General features: G+C 64.9%; 14 protein-coding genes. 6 read left to right on the top strand and 8 right to left on the bottom strand.

Annotated features, from left to right (window positions below; all coding sequences use genetic code 11):
- Window positions 1-12: 12 nt before the first annotated feature.
- From H4W01_RS14030 to H4W01_RS14020, 3 genes are all read right to left on the bottom strand, one after another.
- Entirely contained in the window at window positions 13-372 is a 360-nt protein-coding gene (locus tag H4W01_RS14030; RefSeq protein ID WP_260591556.1) for a BTAD domain-containing putative transcriptional regulator, read from the bottom strand.
- Between the two features lie 153 nt (window positions 373-525).
- Window positions 526-945, bottom strand: a complete 420-nt coding sequence (locus tag H4W01_RS14025; RefSeq protein ID WP_209611809.1) for an SgcJ/EcaC family oxidoreductase — start codon at window positions 943-945, stop codon at window positions 526-528.
- 132 nt (window positions 946-1,077) lie between these two features.
- On the bottom strand, window positions 1,078-1,662 hold the full coding sequence (locus tag H4W01_RS14020) for an NADPH-dependent FMN reductase (RefSeq protein ID WP_209611807.1): 585 nt from the start codon (window positions 1,660-1,662) through the stop codon (window positions 1,078-1,080).
- Between the two features lie 37 nt (window positions 1,663-1,699).
- Here H4W01_RS14020 and H4W01_RS14015 point away from each other — a divergent pair, with 37 nt between their 5' ends.
- Window positions 1,700-2,176 (top strand): MarR family winged helix-turn-helix transcriptional regulator, encoded by a 477-nt coding sequence (locus H4W01_RS14015; RefSeq protein ID WP_209611804.1) that lies wholly within the window; start codon window positions 1,700-1,702, stop codon window positions 2,174-2,176.
- Here the strand turns inward: H4W01_RS14015 and H4W01_RS14010 are convergent.
- The 3 genes from H4W01_RS14010 to H4W01_RS14000 all read right to left on the bottom strand — a co-directional run bounded on the left by H4W01_RS14010 (window position 2,173) and on the right by H4W01_RS14000 (window position 4,556).
- Entirely contained in the window at window positions 2,173-3,546 is a 1,374-nt protein-coding gene (locus tag H4W01_RS14010) for a glutamate--cysteine ligase (protein WP_209611802.1), read from the bottom strand. The two genes, H4W01_RS14015 and H4W01_RS14010, sit on opposite strands and share 4 nt — an antisense overlap.
- Before the next feature lie 63 nt (window positions 3,547-3,609).
- Window positions 3,610-4,350: a 16S rRNA (uracil(1498)-N(3))-methyltransferase gene (locus H4W01_RS14005; protein WP_209611779.1), complete on the bottom strand. Its 741-nt coding sequence runs from the start codon at window positions 4,348-4,350 to the stop codon at window positions 3,610-3,612.
- A gap of 47 nt (window positions 4,351-4,397) precedes the next feature.
- A complete protein-coding gene (locus H4W01_RS14000) occupies window positions 4,398-4,556 on the bottom strand; it encodes a hypothetical protein (protein WP_029622495.1) in 159 nt (52 codons plus the stop codon).
- Window positions 4,557-4,685: 129 nt separating this feature from the next.
- On the opposite strand from H4W01_RS14000, the gene ubiA reads away from it, so the two are divergent.
- From ubiA to H4W01_RS13980, 4 genes are all read left to right on the top strand, one after another.
- Window positions 4,686-5,642: a 4-hydroxybenzoate octaprenyltransferase gene (ubiA, locus tag H4W01_RS13995; RefSeq protein WP_209611776.1), complete on the top strand. Its 957-nt coding sequence runs from the start codon at window positions 4,686-4,688 to the stop codon at window positions 5,640-5,642.
- A gap of 65 nt (window positions 5,643-5,707) precedes the next feature.
- Complete coding sequence (locus H4W01_RS13990) at window positions 5,708-7,066, top strand: TldD/PmbA family protein (protein WP_209611774.1); 1,359 nt, start codon at window positions 5,708-5,710, stop codon at window positions 7,064-7,066.
- Entirely contained in the window at window positions 7,059-7,838 is a 780-nt protein-coding gene (locus H4W01_RS13985; RefSeq protein WP_209611772.1) for a 3'(2'),5'-bisphosphate nucleotidase CysQ, read from the top strand. The genes H4W01_RS13990 and H4W01_RS13985 overlap by 8 nt, the downstream gene beginning before the upstream one ends.
- Before the next feature lie 150 nt (window positions 7,839-7,988).
- A complete protein-coding gene (locus H4W01_RS13980) occupies window positions 7,989-8,822 on the top strand; it encodes a uracil-DNA glycosylase family protein (protein ID WP_334685278.1) in 834 nt (277 codons plus the stop codon).
- Window positions 8,823-8,846: 24 nt separating this feature from the next.
- Here the strand turns inward: H4W01_RS13980 and H4W01_RS13975 are convergent, their stop codons facing one another.
- Both H4W01_RS13975 and H4W01_RS13970 read right to left on the bottom strand, forming a co-directional pair.
- Window positions 8,847-9,545, bottom strand: a complete 699-nt coding sequence (locus tag H4W01_RS13975; RefSeq protein WP_209611767.1) for a hypothetical protein — start codon at window positions 9,543-9,545, stop codon at window positions 8,847-8,849.
- Between the two features lie 5 nt (window positions 9,546-9,550).
- Window positions 9,551-10,750 (bottom strand): toxic anion resistance protein, encoded by a 1,200-nt coding sequence (locus H4W01_RS13970; protein WP_209611765.1) that lies wholly within the window; start codon window positions 10,748-10,750, stop codon window positions 9,551-9,553.
- 171 nt (window positions 10,751-10,921) lie between these two features.
- On the opposite strand from H4W01_RS13970, the gene H4W01_RS13965 reads away from it, so the two are divergent.
- A complete protein-coding gene (locus H4W01_RS13965; RefSeq protein ID WP_209611763.1) occupies window positions 10,922-13,291 on the top strand; it encodes a TonB-dependent receptor in 2,370 nt (789 codons plus the stop codon).
- Window positions 13,292-13,329 lie beyond the last annotated feature (38 nt).

Genomic DNA, 13,329 nt, shown 5'->3' with positions numbered 1-13,329 from the left:
CTCCGCAGATTGTCAGCGCGAAGACAGCTGGACCGGGCGCGCGGCGGCGCGGGCAAGCACGCGGTCGGCAATCTGATGCGACCAGATCGCGTCGCCCGTCGGCGTCTCCAGCATTTCATTGTCAAGCGCGCGGGCGCGACGGAAGGCGACCAGTGCCTCGGCCGTGCGCCCGCTTCGCAAATACGCAGCGGCCAGTTCGATATGGCGTCCGCCATCATCCGGGTTGAGCCGAACCCGCGTTTCCAGCGTCGTAATGGCGTCCGCATTCTGCGCGGCCGCACTGGCTGACGGCGTTGCTGCCGTGGGGTTCGCCACTGCCGGTGCCGACAGCGGCGCCAGGACAAGCAAGCTCAAAGCGATCATTTTGGTCATGGGGTTCATCCTCTCACCGAGTCATTCGGTTACAGAATGATGACACTTATGAGGCACTTTTGTGAAGTGGTATTTTTGGATGAGAAAAAGGCACGACTTTTCCCGCCGGAAAACCGGGCTAAGGCATTCAAAAATGATAAAAATTCCGGGGCGTCAGCTCGCCCGCAAAATGTCCTTGCCGGTCGTCGGATCAGCGAGCGTGACATTTTCGGCCGCCTGGACGCGCCAATCGCCATCGCGGCGCGTAGCGATCGCGAGGATCAGCGTGTCGGCGACATGGGGGCCAGCGGGATGCGCGGCACCTGCGGTGAGCCGAGTCCAGAAATGCAGAATTGCCGCTTCCTCGCCGACCCAATCGATATCCGCCGGATCAACCCGTAACACCGAGTCGCTGTAGATCGTCTCATGGATGAAGCGATGCCCGGCGACGATTTGGTCGATCCCGCGCCAATACATGGCGAAGCGGTTCACAAAGGTGGCATCCGGATGGAAGAGCGCGCCAAACGCGACCATGTCATGCGCGTTCCAGGCGGCTTCAAAGTGCTCGGTAATCCGTTCCGGATGATCGACCATGTTCATTTCCCCCAGTGGTTGAATGGTTGGAACCACAGAGGATCATACCACTTCGATATGACGTTCTGGCAGAAAGAATCATCGTTGCTTACGGCTATTTCGTGACGTGCCACGACCGGGGATCGGCCCTCTTTATGCGGTCGTCGGCTGGATGGTCGCATTGCGCGATTGGGACAGTTCGGTCAGTGCCGCGCGCACTTCCTCAATATGTCCGGCAAACGCCTCGGCAGGATCGATTTCGCCCGAATTGGCTTCGATCTGCGTCCGTGACAGCCGCAGCGCTGGCCGCGTAGCGATCGGCCTAAGCCCGATCCCTTCGCACACCTCCTGCAATTGCGCGGCCGCCTTGCCGCCGCCATGCCCGCCATAGGACACGATCATCACCGGCTTGTCGGCCCATTCGCGATAGAGGTGGTCGATCGCGTTTTTCAGCGCGGCCGGATAACCCCAATTATATTGAGGGGTGACGAAGACAAACGCCGCCGCGCTGGCGATCTTCCGGCTCCATTCGAGGGTCAATGCCGAGGCATAGCTGGCGCGTTGCGGCATCTCCGCCTCATCATCCATCGGCAACGGCCAGTCGCGCAGATCGACGACTTCGTAGGCGTCATCGCTTTGCGCGCGGCCCAGCGTCGCTACCCATTGCGCAATGTGCGGGGAGATCCGGCGCGGTCTTACGCTGCCGGCTATGACGAGCGTGGGAGATGTGTGTATCATGCAGCCTTTATGCCACTTTGGGGGCTTGGGGTAAAGAGTGTATAATACAGGTAGTATCGATACCGTCGCTCGCGCGCTCGTTGATCTGCTGGGCTTTTTCAGCAGCCCGCAGCGCGTGGACCTGTTGCTGAAAGAGGCGGATGTGGTGCTCGATCGCGCGCTGGTGCCGCTGCTGGTGGCGATCGCGACGCGCGGCACGCTGAGCGTGGCGGCGCTGGCCGATCAGGTCGGGCGAGACTCGACGACGGTCAGCCGCCAGCTTGCCAAGCTCGCGCAACTGGGCCTGGTCGCGAAAGGTGCTGGAGAAAGCGACCGGCGAATCCGGATGGTTACGCTCTCGCCTGCGGGCGAGGGTCTGGCGCGCTCGGTTGCGGCCGCGCGGCAGCGCTTGCTGGCGCGCGCGCTCGCCGCTTGGAGTGAGGACGACTTGGCCGACCTTGGCCGCTTGAATGCGCGTTTCGTCGAGTCCCTCGCCCACGCCGCGCAGGCGGGGAGCGAAGCAGAGCGCGGCTAGAACCGCAGCTCGTCATACACTTTCGACACGTCGCCATTCCAGACGCCGTGATATTTCTCCAGCAGCAGTTCGGCGGGCACCTTGCCGCTGCGGACGATCTCGCGCAGCGGATCGAGGAAGCCGGTTTCGTTGCTGCCGCTCGAATCGGTGCGGCCCCGTGCGGTGAGGCCCGCGCTGGCGATGTCGATCACCTCGCCTGCAATCGCGCGCAAGGTGCGCCCGCCTGCGATCGGCGCATCCAGGCCGAGCTTGGGCACCGCATCGCGCAGCGCCTGGCGTTCCTCGATCGTCCAGTGCTTGACCACATCCCACGCCGCATCGAGCGCGCCCTGGTCATAAAGCAGGCCGACCCACAAAGCAGGGAGCGCGCAAATCCGCCCCCATGGCCCGCCATCGGCCCCGCGCATTTCTAGGAAGGTCTTCAGCCGCACCTCGGGGAAGGCGGTGGAGAGGTGGTCGTTCCAATCGTCGAGCGTCGGCTTCTCGCCAGGCAGCACCGACAGTTCGCCCTTCAGGAAATCGCGGAAGGAGAGGCCCGCAGCGTCGATATATGTGCCATCGCGATAGACGAAGTACATCGGCACATCGAGCGCATAGTCGGCATAGCGTTCATAGCCGAAGCCATCCTCGAACACGAACGGCAACATGCCGGTGCGCGCGGGGTCGGTGTCGGACCAGATATGGCTACGGTATGACAGCATGCCGTTGGGCTTGCCCTCGGTGAAGGGCGAATTGGCGAACAGGGCGGTCGCCAGCGGTTGCAGCGCCAGCCCGACGCGGAACTTCTGCACCATATCGGCTTCGGAACTGTAATCGAGGTTCACCTGAATCGTGCAGGTGCGCAGCATCATGTCGAGGCCCATGCTGCCGACGCGCGGCATGTGGCGCAGCATGATCGCATAACGGCCCTTGGGCATGATCGGCAGCTCGGCGCGGGTCTTGTCGGGCCACATGCCAAGGCCGAGGAAACCGATCCCGAAGCGGTCGCCGATCGTCTTGATCTGCTGCAGATGCCGCCCGGTCTCGGCGCAGGTCTGGTGCAAATTTTCGAGCGGCGCACCCGACAGTTCGAACTGTCCGGCCGGTTCGAGGCTTATCGACCCGTCGACCCCGTTGAGCGCGATGACGTTGTCGCCCTCCATCACCGGTTCCCAGCCGAATTCGGTCAGCGCATCGAGCAGATCGCGAATGCCGCCCTTTTCGGTGTAGCTCGGCGCATGATGATCGCTGTCGGCATAGACGAACTTTTCATGTTCGGTGCCGATCCGCCAGCGCTCGGCGGGCTTTTCGCCGCGCGCGAAACTCGCGACGAGCTGGTCGCGCGACTCGATGATGGGGGATGTTTTCTTGCTGTCGGGGCGCGTCGTCATGATCGCGCCTTAGCGCCGCCTGAAGCCGCCCGCCAGCGCGTTTCGTTTAGCTACCGATGCGCCTCACCAATCGCCGCGCGCGGCCATCCACAGCGCGACTGCTGCCGCTGCCGCCGTGTCGGCTCGCAGAATGCGCGGGCCCAGGCCCATGGCAACGGCACTTGGCACGGCACGGATCGCCGCGCGCTCCTCGTCATCGAAGCCGCCTTCAGGACCGATCAGGATCGCCGCCGCACCGCTTGCCGCGCGCATGGCCGCCAAAGCGGGAGCCCCGCCGGTTTCGTCGGCGAAGAACAGCGCGCGATCCGCTGGCCAGTCGCGTAGCAGGGCGGACAGCTTTACTGGCTCGGCCAGCGCGGGCACCGCCGTGCGCCCGCATTGTTCGGCCGCCTCGATCATGTGCGCGCGCAGCCGCTCGCCATTCAACCGGTCGACGATCGTGCGGCGCGTCAGCACGGGCACGAGCCGCGCAACGCCAAGTTCGCAGGCTTTTTCCGCGACCCAGTCGATTCGCCCCTTCTTGATCGGGGCGGCGCACAGCCACAGATCGGGCACCGTCTCGGCCTCGCGCAGCTTCTGGGTCACGTCGAGCACGAGATCGCGCTTGCCGACACTGGCGGCGATCCCCAGCCACTCGCCGGACGCGCCGTCGAACAGCTTAACCGGATCGCCCGCCTTCATCCGCATCACGCTGACCAGATAATGCGCTTGCGGGCCATCGACGCGCAGCGGGCCAAGGCCGAGCGGCGTCTCGACGAACAGACGCGGGGTCGATTGCGGGGGCCAGGCGGGGGTGGCGGGCATCGCTGCGCCTTAGAGCAGGGGCGTGCGGTGTGGCAAATCGGCGGCGTTCACTTGCGTCCCTGCCACAGCGCCCGCAGCACGACGGCGAGCAGCCCCAGCCCGACCACCGCCAGCAGCGCCCATCCCGCCATCACGCCGACGCCGCGCGCCACCGCCCACAGCAACGCCTCGAAGAACCGTCCAATCGCGACGGAGAGATGAATCACGCTGCCCGCCCTTTGGAAAACCGCGCCCTTATTCGGGTCTTGGCACCGCTATCGACGCAGAGCGTGGCGAAGTCGAGGCGATGCGCGCCGGGGCTGTTGCGCGGCCGCTGGCTGGTGCATGGAGCGCCTATGACCGCTGCCGATCTTACCCCCGATACCGAACATCGTGGCCTTGTCGGCCTGTTGCCCGCTGCGGTGCGCCCGTTTGCGCTGCTGGCGCGATTCGATCGGCCGATCGGGTGGTGGCTGTTGTTCTGGCCGGGGGCGTGGGGTGTCGCACTGGCAGGCGGGGCGGTGTCGCGCTGGGATTTGATCCTGTGGCTGTTGCTCGGCAGCATCGCCATGCGCGGCGCGGGCTGCGTGTATAACGACATTGTCGACCGCGATCTTGACCGGCAAGTGGCGCGCACCGCCGCACGACCTTTGGCGAGCGGTGCGGTGTCGCTGAAGGCGGCGTGGGTGTGGCTGCTTGTGCTGTGCTTGATAGGGTTGGTCGTGCTGCTGCAACTGCACATCTACGCTGCAATCGTGGCCGTGCTCAGCCTTGCACCTGTTGCCGCGTATCCGTTCATGAAAAGGATCACCTGGTGGCCGCAAATCTGGCTGGGGCTGGTCTTCTCCTGGGCCGCGCTGGTCGGGTGGTTTGAAGTCACCAGCGCTATACAGTCGTGGGGTGTGACTACCGTTGGCGTCTTAGTCTTCAGCGCGCCAGGCCTGCTGCTCTATGCCGGGTCGATTTGCTGGGTGGTCGGCTATGACACGATCTATGCGTTGCAGGACCGTGAGGATGATGCGCTCATCGGGGTGCGGTCCTCGGCGCTGCGCATGGGCGCGCGGGTGCGGTTGGGCGTCGGCCTGTTCTATCTGGCGGCGCTGGTGCTGTGGGCCGGGGCGATCTGGGCGTTGCGGCCCGATTGGCTGGCGCTGGCCGCATTGCTGCCGGTGGCGGGGCATTTCCTGTGGCAAGTTGCGACCTTGTCGCCCGATGATGGGGCGGGCGCACTGCACCGCTTCCGCTCCAACCGCTTTGCCGGGCTGCTGATGTTTCTCGCCTGTGTGGTGGTGGGCACGCCCTGGCCATATTGAACGCCGGTATTGCACAGCGGCGCGGGCGGTTGCGCGGTGGTGCTGCCGCTCCTAAGTCCAAAGGCATGTTGACCCCAGACCAAGGGCGCGACCGCGCCGCCGCTATCGTCTCCTGCGCCCGCGCTGCCGGGGCCGATGCCGCCGACGCCGTCTATGCCGCCGATACCTCGCTCGACATTTCGGTGCGCTTGGGCGCGCTGGAGGATGTCGGTCGTTCGGAAAGCGCCGAGCTTGGCCTGCGCGTGTTCGTGGGCAAGCGCTCGGCGAGCGTGTCCACCTCCGATCTGTCCGACGACGCGCTCACCGCCTTGGTCGATCGCGCGATCGCGATGGCGCGTGAGGCGCCCGAAGATGCCTGGGCCGGCCTCGCGCCCGCCGAGCGGCTGATGCACGGCGCGCCCCCACTGCTCGACCTCGACGATCTGGCGAAGGGCGGCAGCGAGCCCAGCCCCGAAGCGCTGCGCGATGCGGCGCGGGCGGCGGAGGATGCCGCGCGCGCAGTGGCGGGCGTCACCAATAGCGAGGGTGGCTCTGCCAGCGCCTCGCGCTCGATCTGGGCGCTGGCGACCAGCCACGGTTTTGCCGCCGCTTATGCCGCGACCGGCTATGGCCTGTCGGCCAGCGTGCTGGCGGGCGAGGGCGGCGCGATGGTGCGCGATTATGCCTATAGCTCGGCACGCCACCGCCGAGCGCTGGAAGCGCCCGAGCTGATCGGCACCCGCGCGGGCGAGCGTGCGGTCGCCCGCGTCAATCCCGGGCGGCTCGCCAGCGGGCCGATGCCGGTGGTGTTCGATCCGCGCGTCGGTTCGAGCTTGCTCGGCCATTTGACCGGCGCGATTTCGGGCCAGGCGATCACGCGCAAGACCAGCTTCCTGCTGGAGGCGCTGGGCACGCAGGTGTTCGCGAGCGGCGTGACCGTGCTCGACGATCCGCACCGCCCGCATGGCCTGCGCTCGCGCCCGTTCGATGGCGAGGGGCTGCCGGTGTCGCCGACCGCGATCATCGAGGCGGGGATGCTCGAACGCTGGCTGCTCGACAGCGCTTCTGCGCGGCAATTGGGGCTGGAGCCGACCGGCCATGCCGCGCGCGGCGTGAGCGGCGCGCCGGGGGTGTCGACCAGCAATTTGCATATGGCAGCAGGGCATGTCCCGCCGGAAACGCTGATCGCCGACATCACCGACGGCGTGTTCGTCACCGAGCTGATCGGCATGGGCGTCAACGGCGTCACCGGCGATTACAGCCGCGGCGCGGCGGGCTTCCGCATCGAGCGCGGTGAGATCACTGGGCCAGTCGCCGAATTCACCATCGCGGGCAATTTAAAGGACATGTTCCTCAACCTGACGCCCGCGAACGACCTAGAATTCCGCTATGGCACCAATGTGCCGACGCTCAGGATCGAAGGGATGACGGTGGCGAGTGGCTGATTCCGGTCTTGCGGATGCGGTGGCGGTGATCGCCCAGGAGGCGGGGGCGCTGGCGCTGCGGCATTGGCGCACCGACTTCCACCGCTGGGAGAAGGGGCCGAACGACCCAGTCAGCCAGGTCGATCTCGACGTCAACATGCTGCTGCACGCCCGGCTGAGGGCGTTGCTGCCTGATGCCGGATGGCTGTCGGAGGAGACCGCCGACAATGCCGATCGGCTCGCCTGCGGGCGGGTGTGGGTGGTCGACCCGATCGACGGCACGCGCGATTACATTCGCGGACGCGATGGCTGGGCGGTGTCGGTGGCGCTGGTCGAGCAGGGCCGGGTGACGATCGGCGTGTTGGATGCGCCCGCTCGCGGCGACATGTGGCGCGCCGCGCACGGGCAGGGGGCGACGCGCAACGGTGCCGCGATCCAGGTCGGCGACCGTGCGGTGTTCAGCGGATCGCGCGTACCGAGCGACGGCCTGCCCAAGGCCGACCGCGATCTGGTCGCGGTGGCCAAGCCCAATTCGATCGCCTTGCGCATTGCAATGGTGGCAGCGGACGAGGCCGATCTCGTGGCGACGCTGCGCTGGGGCTATGAATGGGACATCGCCGCCGCCGCGCTGATCGCCGCCGAAGCGGGCGCGACCGTCACCGATGCCTTTGGCGCGCCGCTCGCCTTCAACACGCCGCGCGCGCAGGCTTTTGGTGTGCTGGCGACGACGCCCGGCATCCATGCGGCGGCAGTCGAGCGGCTGAGCGAGCGCGCGCGGGTGCTTTCCGTCTAACGCGCCGTCGCGGACGACAGAATCCGCCCTGTAAAATTCGCTACATTCAAAATATAGCATGCTATCAGTATCGCGTTGCCGATTGCTGCAAAAGTATATTTTTGTTATAGATCCGACTCGATCGACGATAACGATTGAGGAGGATTTGCCGTGAAGGATCTCCACGCAATATTCCAGCCGGGAGCTATTGAAAAGCTCAACCCTGTCGCAATCGATCGTATCATCTGTGCGCTATTTTATCCACAATATGATCCGGGCCCCAACTGTAGCTGGGAGCGCTTGTTTCAAGCTGCACCGGTCGATCATTATGTTACCTTTCCTCAGGCACCATTTCACACGCGCTTCGGTCCGGTCTTTTATCGCGGCCGATTGGATGGGACGGCGCGTGTTCTGGTGATTGGACAAGATCCCTCGACGGACGAGATTTTGGCGCAACGCATCTTTGTCGGTCAGGCCGGGCAAATTGCGCAGCATTTCCTCGGCAAGCTGGGGCTCACGCGATCCTATCTGATGTTCAACAGCTTTTTGTTCGGCGTTCAAAGTACGTCGCTCTCCGCCGGGACCGTTAGCGAGACCGAGGCGACGATCATGGCGTATCGCAACAGCCTGTTCGATCACGCCAAGGCGACCAACCCGTTGACCGCGATTATCGCCTTCGGCTCGCATGCCAATAACTGCGCGCTCAATTGGCCGGGACGGGGGAGTTTGCCGATCATCCATTTGACCCACCCAACCGCGCCGAGCGGGGTTGCGGCGAACTGGAACAGCCATCTTGCGGCGGCGCAAAATGTGATCGCGCCCGACAGCGACGGGCATGTCGATACGACGCCCTACAGCACGAGCGGGGCGATGCCGCACCTCGACATACCGCGGCGCGACCTTCCCTTCGGTTTGCCGGCCTGGCACGGCGCGGGCGGCGGCACGCAAAGCCAGCGCGGCGCGGCACCCAATTTCGAAAGCCAGATTATCTGGAGCGCGCCTTAAGCGGAGCGCCGCATCTGAAGGCGGCTATACCGCGCCGTCATCGCGATATTTGATCTCCAGGAAGCGCCCGCGCGTTTCGAGCGAGTCCAAATCCCCCTGCGCGATCTGTGCCGACATTTCGCCAATCTCGTCATCGATCAGCTTCAGCGCGTCTGCCAGTTGCGCGTCGGGGCTTTTGCCGTTGCGCGCGACGCCGCGCAGGGGCGGGGGGACCTTGGCATAGCCTTTGAGCAGTTCGGGCAATTGCTCGCCGATCAGCTTGCGCACTTCGGCGGCGACGGGTTCGCGCTCGTCGAGCGTGGCGAGTTGTGGTGACAGCGTTTCCAGCTTCACGCCGATGCCGTCGACCAAGGTCTGCGCCGGGGCTGGCAGGAGCTTGCGCTGGGTATCGAGCCATTGCTCGGTCATCAGCGGCAGTGCTTTCAGCGGGACTTGCGTCAATTGCTCGGCGCGCACCGGGGGTGTCAGCGTGGCGAACAGCAGGAACAGCGTAACCGCCGCCAGCAACGCGCCGACCAGCAGCGCGCCGCCCATGCCGAGCGGCACGAACCAGCCGACCGCAATCGCCGCCACCACGATCGCGAGATCCGCGCCCGCCACCAGGGTGAGACGCCTAGCGATGGCGGTGCCTTGCCGCCGCCGCTTGACCAGCGCCTCGCGGCCAGCGCGGGTACGCTCGAGCAATTCGCCGGCGCGCGCGATCTGGCGATCGACATCGGTCACGGGGGTTACTCCGCTTCCAGCTTGAAGGTGGCGTCGGGGCCGGACAGGCGGTTCTGCGCGGCACCCTCGGCGCGGGCGATATAGCCCTTCGACTTTTCGACTTCGTTCGAGAGCGTGCCGACCGTCGCCTTCATCGAATCCAGCGCTTTCAGCTTGAAGCTGTCGATCGCGTCCATCGTGTCATAGATGTTCTGGAAAGCGCGCTGCAGCGTTTCGACCGGGATGGTCGAGGCGGCGGCCTGTTCGTGGATGGTCGCGGTCTGCGACTTTAGCAGCTTGCCGGTCGCATCGATGATGTTGGCGGTGGTGGTGTTGAGCGCGGTGATCTGGTCGAGCACCAGTTTCTGGTTGGCGAGCGCCTGCGCCACCGTGACTGCCGTGCGGAGCGCCGAGACGGTGGTGGTGGAGGCGCGATCGACGCCCTTCACCAACTCGACATTGTTCTTCTTGACCAGATCGAGCGCGAGATAGCCCTGCACCGTCACCGCCATTTGCGTGAGCAAATCCTGCGTGCGCTGGCGGACATAGAAGAGCGCGCTTTCGCGGATCGCCTTGGCCTTGGCCGGATCGCTATGGTCGAGGTCGCCCGCTTTCTCTTCCAGGCGCGCGTCCATTTCCTTGGACAGCACGATCATCTGTTCGAGCCGCCCCATCGCGGTCCACAGATTGGCGCGTTCGGTGTCGATCGCGGCATTGTCCATCAACAGCTCATCCTTGCCGCGCGCGAGCGTCTTGAGGATCGCCGAGATGTGCGACTGCGAAGAGCGGTATTTGTCGAAATAGGTGTTGATGCCGCCACCAAAGACCTTGCTCAGCAAGCCGCGCCCTGAGATCAGCTTGCCGTTGACCGAGGGATCGAGCTTTTCGATGGTGCGGCGCAGTTCGGTGAGGTCCGCGCCGATCCCGGTTTCGCCGTCCATTGCCTTGACCGGACGATCGAGAAAGCGGTTCGACTGATCGGCGGCGGCGCGGATTTCTTTTTGCCCCATCGCCGAAATGGCATCGACGCGCTTGCCGAATTCGGGCGAGTTCACATCCTGCGCGACGAGATCATCGACGAAATCGGCAACCTTCGCCTGCAGCTTGGTGCGCACGCCATCTTCGACCGGGACCAGCCCCACCGCCTTTTCGGGCGCAAGCACCGCCACGGGGTCAGGCGGGGTCAGTACCAGGGGGGTCGTTTCGCTATCGGCAGCGGTCGCCATGTCGTCACTCCAGCCGGGGATACCCTTAAATGAAACGGATCGCCGCGCGGTTCAAGTGTATCGTTTTTATAATACACTATTGTCACGGAAGCGTCACGGAAAAGACCCGAATCCGACGCTCAGGCTCGATACCGCACCGCAACAAATTTCGTAAAACAAAAGGGGTTATCGATGCGTCGTTCCTTCTCGCTCGCTTTTGCGGGCGTCCTCCTCGGTTGCTCGTCGACGGCGGCGCTCGCCCAGTCGGCCACCGCAGCAGAGACGCCCGAGGCGCAGGGCGGCGACATCATCGTCACCGCGCAGAAGCGTGAACAGAAGCTGCAGGACGTGCCGATCACGGTGTCGGCGCTGACCGGCGCACAGATGCAAACGCTGGGGGTCAACTCGCTCGCCGAAGTGGCGATGTACGTTCCCGGTCTGCGCATTCAGGAGCAAAGCGACAACAACCCTGGCTTCGTGATCCGTGGCATCACCTCGGATAGCGGCTCGGCGCAGCAGGGCGCGCGCGTTTCGCTGTACTATAACGGCGTCGACATCTCTCGCACGCGTGGCGCATATCAGGATCTGTTCGATCTTGAGCGCATTGAAGTCGTGAAGGGGCCGCAGGCGACGCTGTTCGGCACCGCATCCGCAGTTGGCGCGGTGAACATCATCTCGGCCCGGCCCAAGGCCGGAACGTCCGCCGGGATCATCGCATCCTACGGCAATTACAATCGCGGGCAGGTGTCGGGCTTCGTCAATGTCGGCAACGACACGCTCGCGGCGCGCCTCGCCTTCGCCTACAAATATCATGACGGCTTCGTCCGCAACATCGCCGGCGATCCCAATGTGCCCAACCAGAATCAGGGCAAGACCAAGCAGGACGATCTCAACGGCCAGGATCAGCGCGGCCTGCGCGGTTCGTTGCGCTGGGCACCGACCGATGCGCTCACCGCCACGCTGGTGTTGACCTATGACGGCCAGCGCAACCCCGGCACGGCCTTCCGCTCGCGCGCGCAAGCGCCGACGGGCGGCAATGGCGGCGACTATAGCTATGCCGAACTGTCGGGCTCGCCCTATAGCGCGCAAGTGCTGGGTGGCTCCAAGCTCGGCCTGAAGCGCGACGTCTATGACGCCAACTTCACGCTGACGGCGGAACTGGCCCCCGGGGTCAGCTTCACCACCGTCAACGGCTATCGCAAGTTCAACAGCAACGAAGTGTTCGACGCCGATGGCGGTCCGGCCTGGTATCTGGAGTTTGCCGAGGACGCGCGCGGCGACCAATATAGCCATGAAGGCCGCTTCAACTTCACCGGCACCACCTACCGGGCGTCGTTCGGCTGGAACGCTTTCTTCGAAAACAATCTTCAGCGCGTGCCCTTCTCCACCGAAGAAGGCACCTATCTGACCTGCGCCGGTGCCTTGCCCGCCGCGACCCGCGCTGCCTTGCTCACGGCCGGTATCCCGAGCGGCCCGGGCTGCGTCCTCCCGAACGGCACCGTTGCCGCAGCGGGGGCGACCGCGCTGCTGACGCGCGGTGCCGCGACCGCGATTCCCTATTCCTCGGTCTTCACCAATTACGGCACCAACGATACATATTCGGTCTTTGCCGACGGCACCTGGCTGCCGACGCCGCGGCTCGAACTGACCGCCGGTGCGCGCATTCTGATCGAGAAGCGCAAGTCGGGCTACAGCTCGGTGCAGCCCAATTCGGTGCTTGCCGGCGTGCCGTTATTGCCCACGGTCAGCACGGGCGGCGTCAAGTTCACCGCGCAGCGCAGCTTCTCGGCGATCCTGCCGCGCTTCAACGCGCTATATCGCTTGACCGATGGCATCAACCTCTATGCCACGATCAGCAAAGGCCGCCGCTCGCCGGTGGTGCAGTTGTCGGCGGCGACTTCGGGCGGCGTGGCGGTGCCCAGCCTGCAGGTCGTGCCCGATGAAGTCGTGTGGAATTACGAGGGCGGTATCAAGGCCAAGCTCGGCGCGTTCAGCGGGTCGCTCGGCGTGTTCTACCAGGATTATAACGGCTTCCAGGTGACCGTCACCGACGGCTCGGGCAAGACCACCACGCAAAGCGCGGGCAAGGCGCAGAACCCCGGCGTCGAGCTGGAGGGCAATTGGCGGGTAAACTCGCTGCTGCAGCTGTTCGGCAACTTTGCCTATGTCGATGGCAAGATCGCCAACAACCCGGCTTATGGCGTCTATTCGGGCGCGCAATTCCGCCTGCAGCCGAAATATAGCGCTTCGGGCGGCGCAACCTTGCGCGTTCCGGCCGGAAACATGACCTTCTACGCCACGCCATCGGCGACCTATCAGAGCAAGGAATATTTCGAGCTGCCCAATTCCGAGCCGATCAGCCAGGGCGCTTATGCGCTGGTCAACGTCCGGGCGGGCGTCGAACTGGCGGGCGGGCGCTACCAGATCGGCGGTTTCGCGCGCAATGCGCTCGACCGCAAATATCTGATCGACGCCGGCAACACCGGTGGCGGCTTCGGTATTCCGACCTATATCCGTGGCGAACCGCGCGTTTACGGCGTGGAAGTCAGCGGCAAGTTCTGATCGCCGCCACGCGTTCAACCTTGATCGTGAAGGGCCGG

Source organism: Sphingomonas sp. PL20, from assembly GCF_017875905.1.
Classification (GTDB): Bacteria; Pseudomonadota; Alphaproteobacteria; order Sphingomonadales; family Sphingomonadaceae; genus Sphingomonas; species Sphingomonas echinoides.
The sequence above is the reverse complement of the archived record's forward strand: the minus strand, read 5'-3'. Positions and strand labels throughout refer to the sequence as shown.